A 15,194-nucleotide genomic window follows, 5' to 3' on the forward strand; every position below is an offset into this window, starting at 1 on the left:
GGGGCTTTTTTGCGTTTGCGGTTAAACGGTCACGACTCACCTGACGGCTTCTGATCATCCTCTTCCACAGCCTGCTGCCGGCATTGATACGGAGGCCCGCTGATACAGGCCGGCTCTTTCATCCCGCTCTTTGCCGCTTCCGCCAGTGCCGGGCCAAGCAGATCGTCAATCAGATATTTTTCAGGACGAATACCAAAGCCGGTTGAGCGAACCTGTTTCATAATCTCAATGATTACATTCGGTTTCACGTAGCCCACATCAATGCCGTATTCCTTCGCAACTTCAGCAATGGCGAGTGTGATGATTTCTGCACGGGTTTTGGGTTCAAGCGGTCTGTAAACCAGGAAACGGCTGATACGGCCGATAATTTCCGGGGCCAGACCTGCGGCGTTGAGCCGGCGTCGGCACACTTCGTCCTCGACAGAACGGTTTCCAAACGCGTTGCGGCTGTCGAGCTCATCGAGAATCGCTTTTGCATCCAGATTGCTGGTGAACATAAAAACGGCATATCGGCAATCAATCTCATGACTACCCTTGGCACCGGATGCCGACGAGATGCGTCCTGCATCCATAGCGTTCATCAGAGTCCGGAGAATGGCGGGATGAGCTTTTTCGATCTCATCAAACAGCACAATCGTGCGTGGGTTGGCTCGCAGTGCATCGATCAGCTGACTGCCATCGCCATGGCCAAGATATCCCTGTGGAGCCCCGAGCAGCTGGCTGACACGGTGCGCCTCCTGATACTCCGACATATCCAGGCGCAGGTACTGATATCCTGTGCACTGATCGTCAAACTCCCGCAGTCTTTTGGCGAGCACTTCTGCCGAGCGTGTTTTGCCGATCCCGGTCGGTCCCACAGCAAATGCGACAGCCGGACGCGACGGTTCTTTGCGTGCCAGATGCCGAACCATAATGGCTGAAAGAGCATCAATGGCATCATCCTGACCGAGTACACTGGCTTTCAGCTTCGCGGCCAACGCATTCTCATCAAGATAAAGCGGTTTGTTCGGATCGGGAATTCCTGCTTCGACGGAAGCCATGTCGGTAATTGCTCCTGATGAAGCTTCCCGGGGCGTTAGTTCAGAAGGGGCAGGGCTTTCATCGGTCTGATCGAATGCCGCAGCGATCGGACCCTGCAGCCAGGAGACCATCTCCGCAAACGAAGGAAGCTCAATCATGCCCGCAGAGAACCATCCGGCGATTGATGCGTCTGCGCCTTGATATTGCACTCCGCGCGACACCAGAAGCTTTGCACTGCCTGTGTTGGAATCGACTTCAAATCCGAGGTCGGCCTGTGCCGGGGTGCAGCCCGAAGGCAATTCCACATGTTGAAACCGAATACAGGCATTTTGAGCTCTCTGCTCCAGATCCGAAAAAGCCGCATTATTCTGATTCAGAAACCGTCTCATTGTTTTTTCCTTCGGTGTTGATGGTTGTTTTGTTGCGATCACTCAATGTGCCGATGGCGTTACGGAGGTCGCCGGTACCGCCGCAGTCCGGACAGGATGGATACCCGGTTTCGAGACATTCCTGCTGCTGCGGAAGCCACACCGGCTCGCCGAAAAACAGGCGTGTTTTGTCGGCACCTTCAAAAACGCGGTCAAAAACCTTCAGCCCCATGGTATCTGAAAAATCCGGATCCAGCCGCAACTGGATCAGGTTGCGGTTACCAATCTGTTTCAGCGTATTGCCCCAGCGGGGGTGATCTGATCCATGATGAATCATCGCCAGCGCAAGGAAGCCTTTAACGGCATTGAGTTGTGCGGTGGCAAAGATCGGTGTTCCGTGCGATGTCACATCGTTCTCATTGTGTTCTTCGAGAAAATACCGGTAGCGGGAACTCAGAATACAGCGGTGACAGGCCGGGGTGACGCCGGGATAGGTGAATGTAATCTCCGCCCCGCGTCCTTCCTTGTAGACCTGAGCGCAGAGGCTGGGAATGCCGTAGTTCAGCGCAATCTCATTGATGCGAGCCTGTGCAAAAAAGTTGTCGGTCAGGCCGCAGAGTATCGTTTGGCTGTTTCCTGCAATCAGTTTTTCAATTTGATCGGCTTCCAGATCTTCCAGTTTTTTTTGGAGGGGGATGACATACGCTTGAGGGTTGATATCGCGAATGCGTTCAGCAATACAGTCCACCTTGGGCCGTCCGATATCTTTGCGATACACTTGTTGGGTTGCCAGATTGGTTTCTGAAACAAAGTCAGGGTCAATCAGTACAAACTGGCTGATTCCGGCTCGTGCAAGCTGTTCGAGCCACTCGGCAGCACCGCCGGCGCCGGCCGCGATGATCCGGGTGTTGTACATTCGACTCAGATCATAGGCATCTTTGACCCGATCAAAGGTTTTTGTCTCAACGGGCTCCTTTTTACCGAGCGTAATGCGATCGAGCGGCACATCGGGCTGCAACGTTTCAAGCGGTCCGGTTTTCTTTTCCGAGGAAATAATTTCAACCTGCCCGCGTCTTATAACAACACCTTCCTCGGTTTTGCAGGCGAACCATGGAGTAAGAATAAATTCTCTAGTATCGGCTACGGTGTTGATGATCGGAAGCCACAGATGGTCCAGATCGTCAATGGCGTTCAGAATTTTTTCCGCATAGAACCGGTCTCCAGCAGACGGCATACATCCTTTTCCGGGATGACTGTGTGCAAAACCGACCAGACGGATTCCGGCAGGATTCCATTCCTCCTTAAGAAGGGTATTCAAGGCCATGTGATCCGGAGAATAGGTCACGGCTGATGTGCTGCTGCTTTTGTCGAAGTGATAATGGGTCACTGTGCCGTCTTTTCCTCCGAGCATCCCGCCCGATTCTGCCTTTTGGATTCCGATGCTGGCAAAGATGGATTGGAGTACCTTCTGCGTCATGCGCAGAATGAGACGGGGATCTTTATTTTCATAAGCGTTCATAGGGGTTCCTTTCTTAAAATTTTTGTCCAGTTCGGATATATTTTTGGGTGTTGTCAGCCCACAGTGCGGCGACTTTTTTTGCTTCTTCAAGCGACTTAAGCGGATGGTTCCAGCAGACATATTTTCGGTTGCCGTCTGAGCGGCGGTGAGTCGAATGGGCGTCGGTGGCTCGGTTGTTATAGGATGGTTGCCACTCAATATATGCACGCCACTCACGGCCCTTTTGTTCAAAACTGAAAAAGTAATCCGTTGATCTGTCTTTGGTTCGGTATTTCAAACGATAAGCCATTGTTGTTCTCCTAAGTTCGCCCCTTCCAAAATGGAAGGGGCGGTTAAGGGTTAATGAAATGTCCCTGCGGGGATTTCATCCCCGCCGCAGAAAGTGCCTGCGGGGAGCCGGTCGGCAGCTATACAGCTGCGTGTTGCTTTTGTCTTCATTGGTTCTCTCCTTTCCGGGTTTGGGTTTCATGGGCACGCCGTGTGCCCTTATGTATACTTCAGGTGGAACATGTTTATCTGAGGTGCGGGCGGTGGCCGTCGCGAACGCGATAATAGCGATCAAACTCCTGAGCAAGGCGAAGATCTTCTTCAATGCGCCGACGCTGATCGTCAAGGAGCCCGATGCCTGTCGTACACGGATTACAGGGGTTGTTGTATTGCGAATAACTCATGGCTCTTTCCTTTCATCTTGGTTGGTGTCTATAGAGTTTGGCCGTGACACAGTTTTATGTCTGAGAGTCGGGCGCTCTGTTTGAGGTAAGGGAGTCAGATTCAGCATCAACTGTTCTGGACAATCTTTTTTGGGTTCCGGTTTTCTGTTGCGCGGACGTGTCATTCGGCCTCTTTTTTTAATGAATTTCTGTCACAGCTTTGTGCTGAGCCTCTTTTGAATTTCTCAAAGGCCATTTTCCTGCCTTGATGGCAGCCTCTCTGCGGGCCGTCCATGACTCGCCTCTTGCTTTTCCCCGGCTGAAGCGGGTTTTTCCGCTTCCGTAACGCGGCGTCCATTCCCGGCGCAGAATTTCTATGTCTGTTCTTGCTGTTTTCATTTCCAGATCTCCTTGCATTGCATAGACTCTGAGCGCGTCACACTTTCAGCAGTTGTTCTGCAGAAAGCCCATAAGGCCGATGTTTGGATTTGCCCCGGAGCGGGCATGGTGCAAATCCGCGAGAAGACGGGTTTGCGAGGTGAATAAATGACAGAAGCAATACAGAGAGATATGCGATCAAGGACGGAGCCGCTGATTCACGCGGTCCGAGCGCATGAACAGGGTGCGAAAAGCTGGAGTTTTTCTGGCATCGCGGCGCGGATGAACCGTTTGTACGACCAACTCAACAACGATTTTTTTAGGGGCAAATTGCCGAAGGCACTGATTTCTATCGGGCCGGATCTGATCATGCGTTACGGATACTACCATGTCGGCCGGGACGGAATCGGCGCGAAGCACAGGATTCACCTGAACTCGCGGCATTTTGGGCGGAGCGAGTCCGATGTGGGGGTGACGCTGCTGCATGAAATGATTCATGTATACCAGCACCTGTTCGGGAACGTGGGTCACCGACATCGATACCACAACCGGGAGTTCGCGGATATTGCCGGAACACTGGGGTTTGAAGCGCAGGTCGGTACCGGGGTGACGAAACAGGTGAGCGGATGGTTGCGAACCAAACTCGATCAGCTGGGATTTTCCGCGTTTGAGAAAATGATTCCCGATCAGCAGGCAGAACCGATCCGAAAGCCGCTTCGAAAAGTGATGTGGAAATGCATCTGCGGGCAGGAGGTTTGGGCCGAGCGGGGGTATGCGCTGGAGGCCGTTTGCAAAGTGTGTCATGGTGCGTTTGAGCGACCGGATGAACTGACCGAGCCGGACGAGGAAATAGATCTTGCCGTAGCTCAGGCTGCCGCCTGAGCGCAATCTTTATATACCTGTGCACTTAGGACTGTACTATGAACATAAAAGTTTCTGAACGGGACAGGCTATGTAAATTACTGGATGAGAAACACGATGAGTTGGTGATGCGGTTCCCCGGCAGCTGGATGCATCGCCATGTTTTGGGAGAAATTGCCGAAATCCGCAGTTGGTTATATGCAGCTGTGCCCAAGGCATCAGCTTCCCGGATTTGTTTTCGGGTAAGCCACTGGAATTGACCGAAACATTTATATAGTTCAGCCCATATCCTTATCTCAAGATGCGGAAAAAATTTCAGTACACCGGACTCAATCTTCAGGAGAATCACTGTGAATTGTCTCACATGGGGTTGGGTTCGGCTTTGGCTGAAAATCCATCTTTTTCTTATGACCGGGTGATTCTGGAGCGCGAACGGTTATGCAACCTGCTCGACTCCAAAAAAGAGGAGCTTGCGATGTGTAAACCCGGCTCATGGATGCACCGTGAAGTTCAGGTGGAAATCGACGAGATCCGTCGACGACTCAATATGAGCTGAATTCTATAGTCCGAAAAACTTTTTAGCCCGGCTCACAAATCCGCTGTTTTTTTTGTTTGGGAGTGCCAGACAAGCTGTTTGTTGGTCGCGCGGCCATCGTCATGATGTGGCAGGCCTGTGAACGATCCAATAATCCTTCGTCAACGGCCTCATCAATCAGTTGGTCTGCGACTTCGCGTGGCAGCTGGCTGATAAAATCGCGCATGTCCTGAAGTGTATCCGGGTCGCCGGAGAGTGCGTCATCGAGCAGGTTGTTCCAGCGATCCATGATTCCGCCGACATCATCAAACATGGATACCCCTCCGCTAATAGCTTTGTATTCATTGCCGGTCAGGCGGCGCTGGAGCCGGCAATCCAGAGCAATCGATTGATCCTGATATTGCATATCCGAAAGTTCTCCTGCTTCGTGCATTTCTTCCAACTCCTCCTTTCGTTCCCGGTTCTGTGCATAGAGATGGTTGGCATCGTCAATTGCTTCCATGGCTCCGAGAACATGAGGAAGATAGAGGTCATTATCATGTGGTGAGTTCGCCGTACGATCTTCATACAGTTCCAGCTTATTTATCAATTCGCGGTGTAGGTCGTAGTATTCGCGGTCGGCGCTGGATACATAGCGGCTGTCTTCGCGCAGTCTGCGGAAATGCTCTTCTTCTTTTCCGTCGGCAAAAAACTCCAGAATGCGGTCTTCTGCCTTGGCAATGATGTCATCTTCATAATCCGTTAACTGCTCATGCGCTTCCGGCTCCTCCCGGTCTTCTTTTTCTTCCCGGCTGCTTAACAGACTGGATTCCACCCAGTCGTCAAAACAGGTCCGTTCGTCGTCATCAGACTCAGTCTCACCGCCGGGGCCGGAGTTCCTTTCATATTTCTGCGCAATGCGATCCATTTTCCGGAAGTGACGTTCGTCTGCAGATTCCGGTTTTCTGAACACCTTTTCATCGTCATCTGTTTCAAAAGCGGTTAACTGCGGGACGCTGATGCCGTGACCGTCATCCGGTTCCATATGAGCATAATCATAGAAATCGCCGGCGTGTTGTTCGGCCTGCCGCAGGCCGTGATTGCTGTTGGTTCCGCTGCTGTCTTTCCGGGTGTGCTGTTCATGATCTTCTTCTGCCCATGGGTCTTCGGCATCAGTGGTATCCTTTTCGGTGAAATCATATTCATCATCAAAAGATGAGCGATGCTCTTCGAGCCACTCATCCTCATCGAATTCTTCGCCGTTTTCTTCGGCCTCCAGTCGGGCTTCTTCCAGTTCGGCTTCTAATCCCTCATCCCAGTTGTCCATATATTCGCGCATACAAAACCTCCTATATGAAAATTCCCTGTCACACTTAAACTGTGACGCGATCCTGTATAGGCAAGGAGGTATGTTATGAAAAAAGTTATTATGTCTGTACTGCTGGGGATTGGCTGGGGCCTGGTCATTTACTTGGTTCAAAATCCCCCGACAACCCGGGTTTACATTTATTATCCCGAAGTGGATTTTGGTGAAACATATACAGTTAACTTGGGGGATGGTGTTTCATTGGTCTTTCGTAAACATACTAATCAGTATGATCGAGTTGCCTGGGTTTCAGAGTGTAAAGTTACCATAGAGCAAGTTGAGCAATATGAGCAGAACTCGCTTGAATACATGTATTACCAAGAAAGTGAAGACTGCGGGACGAATGACACCGCCACCATGGTTTATAAAAATGAAGCACGTAAGCTGTGTGATTGGCTGACTCAGCGGGAAACGCTGAAGAACCGCCTGCCAAATGGATATTATTATTCCGTCGTTCCGATGGAAAATTACCACGATTATGTTGTTCGTGGTGATGATATTCAGATGCTGAATGGTTTTTACGTGAAGTTGAGTAATAAACAGCACGAAGTGGTTTCATCGCCCCTCCTTGATAAACTTGTAAAGGACGGGGCCGGGGTCGCACATCGTATCGAGGACCATCTGGGTCTCTGCATCTTTTTGCTTATAGCGGGCATCATTATTATGGGCTTGGTTCTCTTTTGTTGGAACGTTTGTCGACACAAAGATATTACCGACGAAACTTAAACTCCTTCTGCTGGATTTTCTTTTCGTCCTTCAACTTATATTGCGTCAACGCTTTCAGCTTTTGTTCGGCTTTTTTGATCTGTTTGAGGTCGTGCTTCAGTTGCGACTCCATCCGCAGAGCAGTTTCGGTTGCAGCAAGCGATTGGTCCTTTTGTTTAGCCATCGCGTGCGTGGCAATCACATCAATCTGCCGCCGCAGTTCCTGATGCCGGGTCTCGGCACTTTTGAGCATCTGCTCAATCGCATGTTCTTCGAGGATTTTCTTTCGTTCGAGCAGGATCTGTTGCTGGAGTTTTTTCCGATCCTCATCACCCAGCTCTTTGCAATATTCCCGCAGTTGCTGAAGCTCTGACCAGTCAAAGTTTCGGAGCCGTCGATCCATGATCCGGACTCGATCCAGCGTTTGGATGACATAGTCGGTCTGGTGTGAAATTTCCACCGTGGCTTGTGACACAGCTTTATAATCCGGCATTGGGTGATTCAACTCTGTTTTGATGCCCAGCAGCGTCTTCGTGACCTTGCGGTCTTGCTTCTGCGCAACAGGGATTTCCCTGCCTTGAATCTTATTCACCTGCTTGAGTTCGCTCTTTTCACGTTTCTGGTTGAGTCGGGCGACGAACCCGGCGTCGCTGCCATCCTCCGGCTTGGCATGCGGCCAAAGGCGCATGAAGAACTTCCAGGCACAGATTAGGAACGCTATCGCCGCGATCAGCACCAATGCCGGCGCATCCCGCAGTACCTGCGGCAGGATGCCTGCCGCGAGCAGGTAAATGATGAGGTAGGCGCAAAGCGCGGCGGTATCCCACTTCATACCCAGCTGATGCAGGAGGTGAAAGAGCAGCAGGCCGAACAGGATCAACATGATGATGGCTGTGAGGCCTCCGGCCATTCGCAGGTTCCAACCAAACTGAGCCTCGGAAATCGCTAACGCTGTTCCGAGAGAAATGCCCAGTGCTGTCGCCAGGGCCTTGCCCGGTCGCCCCCGGAACCGGGTTCCAAAGATTGCCTGGCACAAAGCAATAAATATAGTGCAGTAGATAATGAGGTCAAACAGAGCGTAGTATTTGTCATAGGTCGCAGCCAGGTTCCAGTTGGCAAACGGAGCCAGCGCATCTGCAAAAGGGTCAACACTCATGCAAGCATCACCTCATCTAAGTCAAAGCTGTTGAGGATGGATCGCTTCATCGCCCGCAGGATTTCCGGAGGAGCGGAGAGATAGATCTCCTTGGTTCGGCCATACCGGCCGCGCGAAACCGTTCGCGCCCGGATGAAGCCATACATATCGAGCTCGCTGAGCAGATCGGTAAACGCCCGCTGCGTCAGTGGCGGCAGGCCGGCTGTGTGGCAAAAGTTTTCATAAACGATGTAGGCATCGCCGGTGTGCAGTGCCCGGCCCCGCGCCTTGCCGGTCAGTGCGGCATACAGTGCCGCCTGCAACTGCTTGGGACAGGTTCGGATCATGGCAAGGTATTTGTCCTTCTCAATCTCGCCGTAGGCTTCGTCCACGCAGTCTAGCGTGATCTTCTCGCCCTTCTTTTCCGCGAGCTGCGCGGAGCGCGTCAAAAGGTCTACGGCTTTCCGGGCGTCGCCGTGGGTTCGCGATGCATACGCCGCGATCTTTGGCACGACACCTTCGTCAACCATGCCCGGTCGCAACGCCTTTTCGACCCGGATGTTGAGAATGTGCTGAAGGTCATTCGCGTTATAGGGATCAAAGATCAGTTCCCGCATTTTCAGGCAGCTTTTGATTCGCGGATCAAGGTTTTCTGTCCAGCTCAGACGGTTGGACGAAAACAGCAGGATCAGCTTCGCTTCAATTTTCTGTGGAAGGCGTTTGATCAAGAATTTGTAGAACGAATCCGGATCGGTCCGGACGTTATCGGCCTCGTCGATAAATACGACGATATATCCTTTTGCTTTTCTCAGCTTCGTTTCGATGGAGCGCATCAGGTCATCAAGGCTGATGCCTCTCTTGTAGTATTTGCTCGCGCCCATCAAACAACCGAGGTTGTTGAGTGCACGAAAGCAAGGAGCGGCGCAGCACAAGTCGAGGTGATATTGCCGAAATGAAATGCTTTGCTCTTTGCAGAGCTGGGCAATTTCGTGAAGCAGATACAGCAGAGTAATGGTTTTGCCTGTGCCGGTTTTCCCCAGCACCGACAAATGAACCGGATGCCCGCCCTGAAAGACCGGGGCGAAGTGGCGGGTGATTTCACCAATCTCTCGGTTCCGGACGTTGGCATTAAATATTTCTGTCAGGACGTCAAACTGTCCCTCCCGCGAGAGCTGTTCGTCATCGAGATATTGTGGAGATTGAACAATCGCGTTTTTGAACGCTTCATACAGTTGTTCCCTGATGTGGGATTGAATTTTGGTTTGCATCTGAAAATCACCTTCCAGAGGAAAGGAGGTGAGCTGATCTATTTAAACTTTTCCGACCCCTGGGAGGTGGTGACACGGTTTTTTCCAAGGGTTGGAATCAAGTTTTCCAATGTCTGGAAAATGAACAGGCTTGCTCCGTTGGAGCCTGTTCAGGCTGCCGGAGGTGCGAAGAAAATGAGCGAATGCTTTGGAGTGAAGATAGAGGCGGAGGGGCTGAACGAAGCCCGCCTGGAAGATGTGCGCGATGCGTTGTGCGCAGAATGGGATATTGAAGAGGATGAAATCCACTTTGAGCCCCGACCCAAACGAACCGCAAATATGGTCGCGATGACCACCGGCGGACCGTGCGCAATGGAAACCGAAATCGAGTTTACGGATCGGATTGCGCAGGCCATCTGGGAAGCGAACGGTAGATATTGCCCCGTGCGAATCAGCATCGAAGAGGATGCGAATGTACGCGTGTTTTGTGAGCGCGATTACCAGCGCATCTTCAACCGAAACGCCACATGACATCGGGAAGAGATGCTGGTGAGATGCAAGTCGATGGCAATGAAGCTGTAGAAGTCTACCGCGAATTGTCACCGGCGAAGCAGATTGCCGGCTGCTCTTTTCGAGAGTGGGAGTAAATTTCCGGTGCGGCCTATATATATACCTATCTCTATCTAAAAGAAGTAAGTAGTAAGTACTGTAGAGAGGTGACGCTTATAAAGCAGCGTCGGCTGCCGCCCTGCCGCTGTGGTTATCAGTTAGCGGTTAATGGTTGCGGGTCGTTTTGAATGAATGGCCATGAGAAAAGCATCCTTGATGCTCCAGTGGAAACTCACTCTCGCCGATCATCGCGAGATTGTCTTGGGTGCCCGTAGACAATCTGCGCAAAAGATGCAGGTTGCGAGGTAAATGAAAAATGAGTGAGAACAAACCGATTAAGAAATTTGGAGCAGGCGCAATCTCAGCGTCTGTCTGGAAGAATGAATTGAAGGATGGAACCGAAATCAATGCGGTGACTATCGAACGTCGATATCAGAACAAAGACGGCGAATGGCAGAGCACAACCAACCTGAGGGTGAATGATCTTCCACGGGTTGGGTTGCTGGCTCAGAAAGCATACGAATTTCTGGTATGCGCGAAACACGACGATGTCAAGGCGGCGGAAGAATGAGGGGACTCCCTCATGTCCAACTCCACGGTCGGGAATACCTGCTGGATGTTGCGGCAAGTGAGCTGCAAAATCCGAAACATCCATGGGACGTCGTGCCGCTGAATGAAGCGGAGCTGGAATACTACAAGGCGCTGGCCGGAGGCGCCGCTTAGGCGCTTTGTGCGCCCCTTAAAAAAACGATGAAAAGCATTGGCCGGCCGGGCGCGGCGGGTCAAATAAATATCGGGTTTCACGCCTAAACGCATAAAAGCCGTTCGCTCTTCGCGAGCGTCATTTTAAGCGATTCCCCCGAGGGGTCGGCTGCCCGAAGATGCCGCTCGAAAAAAGAGGCAGATGACCGATGAATCAGACAGGTGAAGAAGTAACTTTCGAATGGTTCATAACCGACCTCACGACATCGGCGGGTATCTCTTTTACGGGGGTAAAAGATACCCGCAAAGACGGGCGTCGAAGAGGTATAAATAATGAACCAAACGAAAGTGAATCAAATCATCAGCTACATCAAAGTGCAGGATGAATTTCCGTTTGATGTTTTCGATGTGGAAGATCAGGAGTCCGTACTTGGATACTTTGGCTTCCACCCCAGACTGGATGATGAAGAACGGAAAATAATACAGGCCGAGCTGATGAAAATGGCGGAAGCAGCGCAGACCGCAGAAATGGCTCGAATCATGTGTGCTGAGCCGGTGCCGCAGAGATTGTACCGAAGAAAATACTGCACAAGAATGGAGCAGTCAGTCAGTGCAAAAGAATGGTTGAAAACGCTGCCCGAAGAACTTCGGGGCAGTCTGGCCAGCCAGGTTTAGGCGAAGGCCTTTGGCCTATTGGGCGGCCACTGCCGCAGGCTGGGGAATAGCATGAAAATGACGGAGTAAAAAGTGAGGATTGATTCCGATGTAGCTCCAGAAGTTAGGAACATTGGAGCGGAAACTTAGGCACTATGAGGTTGAGTCAAATGTGCCGGATGAGGATGAAAAATAGTTAGAAGAATACAAGTCGGGTAATGCGAGTCAGAGAGGGCATCAGTATGTGGGAAGAAAGTAAATAAGGCGGGTTGCCCGTTGGGCAAGGGTCGCCACCCCTGCGGGACGGCTCCAACTCCCTTCGGTCGTAAATGAATCACCGCTGACGCGGTATATGGATCTATCGATCACATGAGCAAAGCTCATGAGATCGGGGAGGTGGGATAAGAGGGGAACTCCCGCCTCCGGCGGGATGATGGATGGGTGTAAGCTGAAGCATGGAAAGGGACGGAGTCCCGGGGCTTCGCCCCGGGGGAAAGAGTGTTGCATGGCAGAGCATGAGCAGGAAGGAAAATGGGGGATTCCAGAAGAAATCCAGAGAGGAAAGTGATGAAAATCAGGTGAGGGGTTTGTTCAGGTGTGAACATGTTGGTAATGAGGAAGTTAAGTTGGAATGTGAATTAAAATAAAGTCGTGAACAAACCCGTGAACAAACTATGCATGTGCGCAACTGTTCCAATGGCCGTTGCCGGTCTTTCAGGAGGGAAAAGCGAAAGGTTTATAAAGTCCGGATGATTTCTGTCTACTGGTGAGTAGTAAAATGACAGGAAACTATAACTGGTATTTCCCGGGGTATGCTCCGGAGAAACCCAATCAAAAAGATGCGTATCAGTATCACGTTGAACCCGGCCGACCGGCCTTCGAAATCATCCGGGATATCCCGCCTCCGAAACAGCCGTTCGGGAAACCGGACGGGCTGGCCGAGAAGATTTTCAATAGTCATAATGCCAGCCAGATTGAGCCACTGGATTTTGGTGCGGACCGGATGCTGTTGCATGGCGATCACATCGACTGCCTGATGAAACAGTTGCAAGCACGCCATACGATCTCATACAGCATTTTGAATGATGTTCAGTTTCAGGAAACCCGGATTCAAGCCGCGCTTCATGATCTGGACGGCTTGCCGGTGATGGCCGGACGATGTTCCAAAACAGGAATCGATTTGGAGAAGCAATTAGCACGATGTGGCCAGGAGCGAAGAGCGGAAGAAGTTGCCTGCTGGCGGGACACCAACCGGTTGCTGGGTAGTATCTTTGATTCATGGACCGGTTACGCCGATGAACGACGGAAAAAGAGGCTGATGGACGATGACCTTTGAGGAGTCGATCAAAAAGATTGCTGTCCATATCGGCCAGATTAAGGCGCTGAAATTATGGCGGCAGTATCAGCTATCGGACGGCATTGGAAAGCGTGAGCTGGAGTCGCTGATCGAGCTGCAGCTCCAGCAGAAATATGGAGAAGATCCGCTTCGTGATGAGAACGGATTGCAGGTTCCCCCTGAACAGGATGCTGCCGGGCCATATGAGCTTGGCAACGTTCTTTCCTATGATCGGATCATGCATCCTTTTGGAATTCGGGAGGATGAGTTCATCCAGCACATGGCCATCTTCGGGCGGAGCGGTGCCGGGAAAACCAACACGGTTGCATTGCTCATTAAAGAGTTGGTGCGGCACAAAAAACCGTTCCTGATTTTCGACTGGAAACGGAACTACCGGGATCTGCTGGCGCACGGTGTTCCACTGGAAGTTTACACCGTCGGGAGACCCGCTCATCCACTCCACTTCAACCCGCTGATCCCGCCACCGGGAACCGACATGAAAGTGTGGCTGAAAAAGCTGATTGAGATCATCTCACATGCCTACTTTCTGGGAGAAGGGGTTATGTTCATTCTTCTGGAAGCCATCGACGCAGTCTATTCAAAATTCGGGTGCTATACGAATGAGCCGGAACGCTATCCGACCCTGCAGGATGTTCTTGAATTTTTGGAGAAGATGCCGGTGAAAGGCCGGAAGGCCATGTGGCTGGATTCCACCATGCGGGCGGTACAGAGTTTATGTTTCGGACAGATCTCCGATGTGATCAACACCAATTCCCAAACCGGTATCCAGGAACTGTTGGATAAAAATATTTGCCTGGAACTCAACTCGCTGGCGCAAAACGAAAAAACCTTTCTGATCGAAACCATCATGGTCTGGATCCATCACTGCCGGATGCTCGAACCCGACCGGGAAACCTTTAAGCACTGCATCATTATCGAAGAGGCGCACAACATTCTCAGCAACGCAGCCAAAGAAACCGTCATTGATCTGCTAATGCGAGAAATCCGGGAGCTGGGGGAATCCATTGTATTGGTCGATCAGCATCCCAGTCAGATCTCCGTGCCGGCGCTGGGAAACACCTACTGCACCATCGCGCTGAATATGAAGCACAGCAAAGATATCAACTCGCTGGCTGAGATGATGCGAATCCCCAAAGAGAATCGCGAGACGCTTGGGCTTTTACCAATCGGCCATGCCGTCGTAAAACTCCAGTCGAGATTTATCCATCCCTTTGAAATTCAGATTCCAAAAGTTGATCTCAACAAAGGATCAGTTACCGACACAACCCTCTCACAAATCTATGTGCCCCATTCCACTGATTCCGCACCGGAACCGGATGACACTGCCGGTTCCGATCAAACAGAGGTTGTTCCTGAAAACCATAGAATAGAGAAACATTCTACTGGAACAGGCCTTTCTGAAACCGAAGAGATCCTGCTCAAAGATATTCATAAACATCCGTTTGATGGAGTGGTAAAACGGTACTCAAGAATGGGCATCAGCCGACGGCGGGGAAACCACGCCAAACAAAACCTGACCGAAAAAGGCATCATCCACTCGGTTGATATCCCAACCCGAACAGGAAAAGTCGTACTGCTGGATCTTACACCAATCATGCGCGAAGCCATGAAACGCAACGGAATTGACGTACCCAAGCGCAAAGAAGGCGGCCTTGTCCACAACTACTGGAAAAACGAAATCCGCAAGCAGCTTGAAAAAGACGGATGGGCCGTCGAACTCGAAAAACCCATGGGCAATAATATGGCGATCGACCTCTATGCAGAAAAAGACGGCAAACGCATCGCCGTCGAAGTCGAAACCGGCACCCGCGGTGCGGAAAACATCAAAAAGCTCATCCCTCTAAACCTCGACCACATCATCAGCTTCAGCACGACCCATGAAGTGAAGCTAAAAACACTTCGAGACTTTGGCGCAGGGACGATTCATGTGAACAATCTTAATGTTATGGATCCCAGTTCATGGGATCGGCTGGATGAATATTTCAAATAGCGGCGATTGGTTCAACGCCCGTCAGCGGCGTTTCGTGGAGTGTAGGTGATCCAGATTGATCAACAGGGGACGAAGGCTCCGCGTTAATTCTGAACGATTGAATCGTTTCAATTATAGGT

Annotated in this window: 18 protein-coding genes; 10 read left to right on the forward strand and 8 right to left on the reverse strand. The window is 51.2% G+C overall.

What is annotated here, in order from left to right:
• Window positions 1-29: 29 nt before the first annotated feature.
• The 5 genes from E9954_RS17855 to E9954_RS17865 form a co-directional block, all read right to left on the reverse strand.
• A complete protein-coding gene (locus E9954_RS17855; protein WP_136080653.1) occupies window positions 30-1,409 on the reverse strand; it encodes an AAA family ATPase in 1,380 nt (459 codons plus the stop codon).
• The gene (locus E9954_RS17860) at window positions 1,384-2,907 is read right to left on the reverse strand and encodes a ThiF family adenylyltransferase (protein ID WP_168442371.1); all 1,524 of its coding nucleotides are present in this window, start codon (window positions 2,905-2,907) and stop codon (window positions 1,384-1,386) included. The genes E9954_RS17855 and E9954_RS17860 overlap by 26 nt, the downstream gene beginning before the upstream one ends.
• 13 nt (window positions 2,908-2,920) lie before the next feature.
• Window positions 2,921-3,196 (reverse strand): hypothetical protein, encoded by a 276-nt coding sequence (locus E9954_RS32610; RefSeq protein ID WP_168442372.1) that lies wholly within the window; start codon window positions 3,194-3,196, stop codon window positions 2,921-2,923.
• A 223-nt stretch (window positions 3,197-3,419) separates the two neighbouring features.
• Window positions 3,420-3,578: a hypothetical protein gene (locus tag E9954_RS32615; RefSeq protein WP_168442373.1), complete on the reverse strand. Its 159-nt coding sequence runs from the start codon at window positions 3,576-3,578 to the stop codon at window positions 3,420-3,422.
• 177 nt (window positions 3,579-3,755) lie between these two features.
• Window positions 3,756-3,956: a hypothetical protein gene (locus E9954_RS17865; protein ID WP_136080655.1), complete on the reverse strand. Its 201-nt coding sequence runs from the start codon at window positions 3,954-3,956 to the stop codon at window positions 3,756-3,758.
• A gap of 147 nt (window positions 3,957-4,103) precedes the next feature.
• Here E9954_RS17865 and E9954_RS17870 point away from each other — a divergent pair, with 147 nt between their 5' ends.
• From E9954_RS17870 to E9954_RS32620, 3 genes are all read left to right on the forward strand, one after another.
• A complete protein-coding gene (locus E9954_RS17870; RefSeq protein WP_136080656.1) occupies window positions 4,104-4,817 on the forward strand; it encodes a SprT-like domain-containing protein in 714 nt (237 codons plus the stop codon).
• A 38-nt stretch (window positions 4,818-4,855) separates the two neighbouring features.
• Entirely contained in the window at window positions 4,856-5,056 is a 201-nt protein-coding gene (locus tag E9954_RS17875) for a hypothetical protein (RefSeq protein WP_136080657.1), read from the forward strand.
• 122 nt (window positions 5,057-5,178) lie between these two features.
• The gene (locus E9954_RS32620; RefSeq protein ID WP_168442374.1) at window positions 5,179-5,352 is read left to right on the forward strand and encodes a hypothetical protein; all 174 of its coding nucleotides are present in this window, start codon (window positions 5,179-5,181) and stop codon (window positions 5,350-5,352) included.
• Window positions 5,353-5,374: 22 nt separating this feature from the next.
• On the opposite strand, the gene E9954_RS17880 is transcribed toward E9954_RS32620, so the two are convergent.
• Window positions 5,375-6,649 carry a hypothetical protein gene (locus tag E9954_RS17880; protein WP_136080658.1) on the reverse strand — a complete coding sequence of 425 codons (1,275 nt, stop codon included), beginning with the start codon at window positions 6,647-6,649 and terminating at the stop codon, window positions 5,375-5,377.
• A 75-nt stretch (window positions 6,650-6,724) separates the two neighbouring features.
• Between E9954_RS17880 and E9954_RS17885 the strand changes: the two genes are divergently transcribed.
• Window positions 6,725-7,402, forward strand: a complete 678-nt coding sequence (locus tag E9954_RS17885; protein ID WP_136080659.1) for a hypothetical protein — start codon at window positions 6,725-6,727, stop codon at window positions 7,400-7,402.
• On the opposite strand, the gene E9954_RS17890 is transcribed toward E9954_RS17885, so the two are convergent.
• Window positions 7,386-8,537, reverse strand: a complete 1,152-nt coding sequence (locus tag E9954_RS17890; RefSeq protein WP_136080660.1) for a hypothetical protein — start codon at window positions 8,535-8,537, stop codon at window positions 7,386-7,388. The genes E9954_RS17885 and E9954_RS17890 overlap by 17 nt on opposite strands.
• On the reverse strand, window positions 8,534-9,784 hold the full coding sequence (locus E9954_RS17895) for a Cdc6/Cdc18 family protein (protein ID WP_136080661.1): 1,251 nt from the start codon (window positions 9,782-9,784) through the stop codon (window positions 8,534-8,536). Before E9954_RS17895 ends, E9954_RS17890 begins: the two co-directional genes overlap by 4 nt.
• Before the next feature lie 174 nt (window positions 9,785-9,958).
• On the opposite strand from E9954_RS17895, the gene E9954_RS17900 reads away from it, so the two are divergent.
• From E9954_RS17900 to E9954_RS17920, 6 genes are all read left to right on the forward strand, one after another.
• On the forward strand, window positions 9,959-10,294 hold the full coding sequence (locus tag E9954_RS17900) for a hypothetical protein (protein WP_136080662.1): 336 nt from the start codon (window positions 9,959-9,961) through the stop codon (window positions 10,292-10,294).
• 394 nt (window positions 10,295-10,688) lie between these two features.
• Window positions 10,689-10,943, forward strand: a complete 255-nt coding sequence (locus E9954_RS17905) for a hypothetical protein (protein WP_136080663.1) — start codon at window positions 10,689-10,691, stop codon at window positions 10,941-10,943.
• Entirely contained in the window at window positions 10,940-11,095 is a 156-nt protein-coding gene (locus tag E9954_RS32625; protein ID WP_168442375.1) for a hypothetical protein, read from the forward strand. The genes E9954_RS17905 and E9954_RS32625 overlap by 4 nt, the downstream gene beginning before the upstream one ends.
• A gap of 312 nt (window positions 11,096-11,407) precedes the next feature.
• Window positions 11,408-11,749 carry a hypothetical protein gene (locus E9954_RS17910; protein ID WP_136080664.1) on the forward strand — a complete coding sequence of 114 codons (342 nt, stop codon included), beginning with the start codon at window positions 11,408-11,410 and terminating at the stop codon, window positions 11,747-11,749.
• 757 nt (window positions 11,750-12,506) lie between these two features.
• The gene (locus E9954_RS17915; protein ID WP_136080665.1) at window positions 12,507-13,064 is read left to right on the forward strand and encodes a hypothetical protein; all 558 of its coding nucleotides are present in this window, start codon (window positions 12,507-12,509) and stop codon (window positions 13,062-13,064) included.
• Window positions 13,054-15,075 (forward strand): helicase HerA domain-containing protein, encoded by a 2,022-nt coding sequence (locus tag E9954_RS17920; protein ID WP_136080666.1) that lies wholly within the window; start codon window positions 13,054-13,056, stop codon window positions 15,073-15,075. Before E9954_RS17915 ends, E9954_RS17920 begins: the two co-directional genes overlap by 11 nt.
• Window positions 15,076-15,194 lie beyond the last annotated feature (119 nt).

It is taken from the genome of Pontiella desulfatans, assembly GCF_900890425.1.
GTDB classification, from domain to species: domain Bacteria; phylum Verrucomicrobiota; class Kiritimatiellia; order Kiritimatiellales; family Pontiellaceae; genus Pontiella; species Pontiella desulfatans.

Bases quoted from the DNA above. Each gene is read 5' to 3' on its own strand.
- E9954_RS17855 (WP_136080653.1), bottom strand. From the start codon at position 1,409: ATGAGACGGTTTCTGAATCAGAATAATGCGGCTTTTTCGGATCTGGAG.
- E9954_RS32615 (WP_168442373.1), bottom strand. From the start codon at position 3,578: ATGAGTTATTCGCAATACAACAACCCCTGTAATCCGTGTACGACAGGC.
- E9954_RS17895 (WP_136080661.1), bottom strand. From the start codon at position 9,784: ATGCAAACCAAAATTCAATCCCACATCAGGGAACAACTGTATGAAGCG.
- E9954_RS17890 (WP_136080660.1), bottom strand. From the start codon at position 8,537: ATGAGTGTTGACCCTTTTGCAGATGCGCTGGCTCCGTTTGCCAACTGG.
- E9954_RS17905 (WP_136080663.1), top strand. From the start codon at position 10,689: ATGAGTGAGAACAAACCGATTAAGAAATTTGGAGCAGGCGCAATCTCA.
- E9954_RS17900 (WP_136080662.1), top strand. From the start codon at position 9,959: ATGAGCGAATGCTTTGGAGTGAAGATAGAGGCGGAGGGGCTGAACGAA.
- E9954_RS17910 (WP_136080664.1), top strand. From the start codon at position 11,408: ATGAACCAAACGAAAGTGAATCAAATCATCAGCTACATCAAAGTGCAG.
- E9954_RS32625 (WP_168442375.1), top strand. From the start codon at position 10,940: ATGAGGGGACTCCCTCATGTCCAACTCCACGGTCGGGAATACCTGCTG.
- E9954_RS17870 (WP_136080656.1), top strand. From the start codon at position 4,104: ATGACAGAAGCAATACAGAGAGATATGCGATCAAGGACGGAGCCGCTG.
- E9954_RS17920 (WP_136080666.1), top strand. From the start codon at position 13,054: ATGACCTTTGAGGAGTCGATCAAAAAGATTGCTGTCCATATCGGCCAG.
- E9954_RS17860 (WP_168442371.1), bottom strand. From the start codon at position 2,907: ATGAACGCTTATGAAAATAAAGATCCCCGTCTCATTCTGCGCATGACG.
- E9954_RS17880 (WP_136080658.1), bottom strand. From the start codon at position 6,649: ATGCGCGAATATATGGACAACTGGGATGAGGGATTAGAAGCCGAACTG.
- E9954_RS17875 (WP_136080657.1), top strand. From the start codon at position 4,856: ATGAACATAAAAGTTTCTGAACGGGACAGGCTATGTAAATTACTGGAT.
- E9954_RS32610 (WP_168442372.1), bottom strand. From the start codon at position 3,196: ATGGCTTATCGTTTGAAATACCGAACCAAAGACAGATCAACGGATTAC.
- E9954_RS17915 (WP_136080665.1), top strand. From the start codon at position 12,507: ATGACAGGAAACTATAACTGGTATTTCCCGGGGTATGCTCCGGAGAAA.
- E9954_RS17865 (WP_136080655.1), bottom strand. From the start codon at position 3,956: ATGAAAACAGCAAGAACAGACATAGAAATTCTGCGCCGGGAATGGACG.
- E9954_RS17885 (WP_136080659.1), top strand. From the start codon at position 6,725: ATGAAAAAAGTTATTATGTCTGTACTGCTGGGGATTGGCTGGGGCCTG.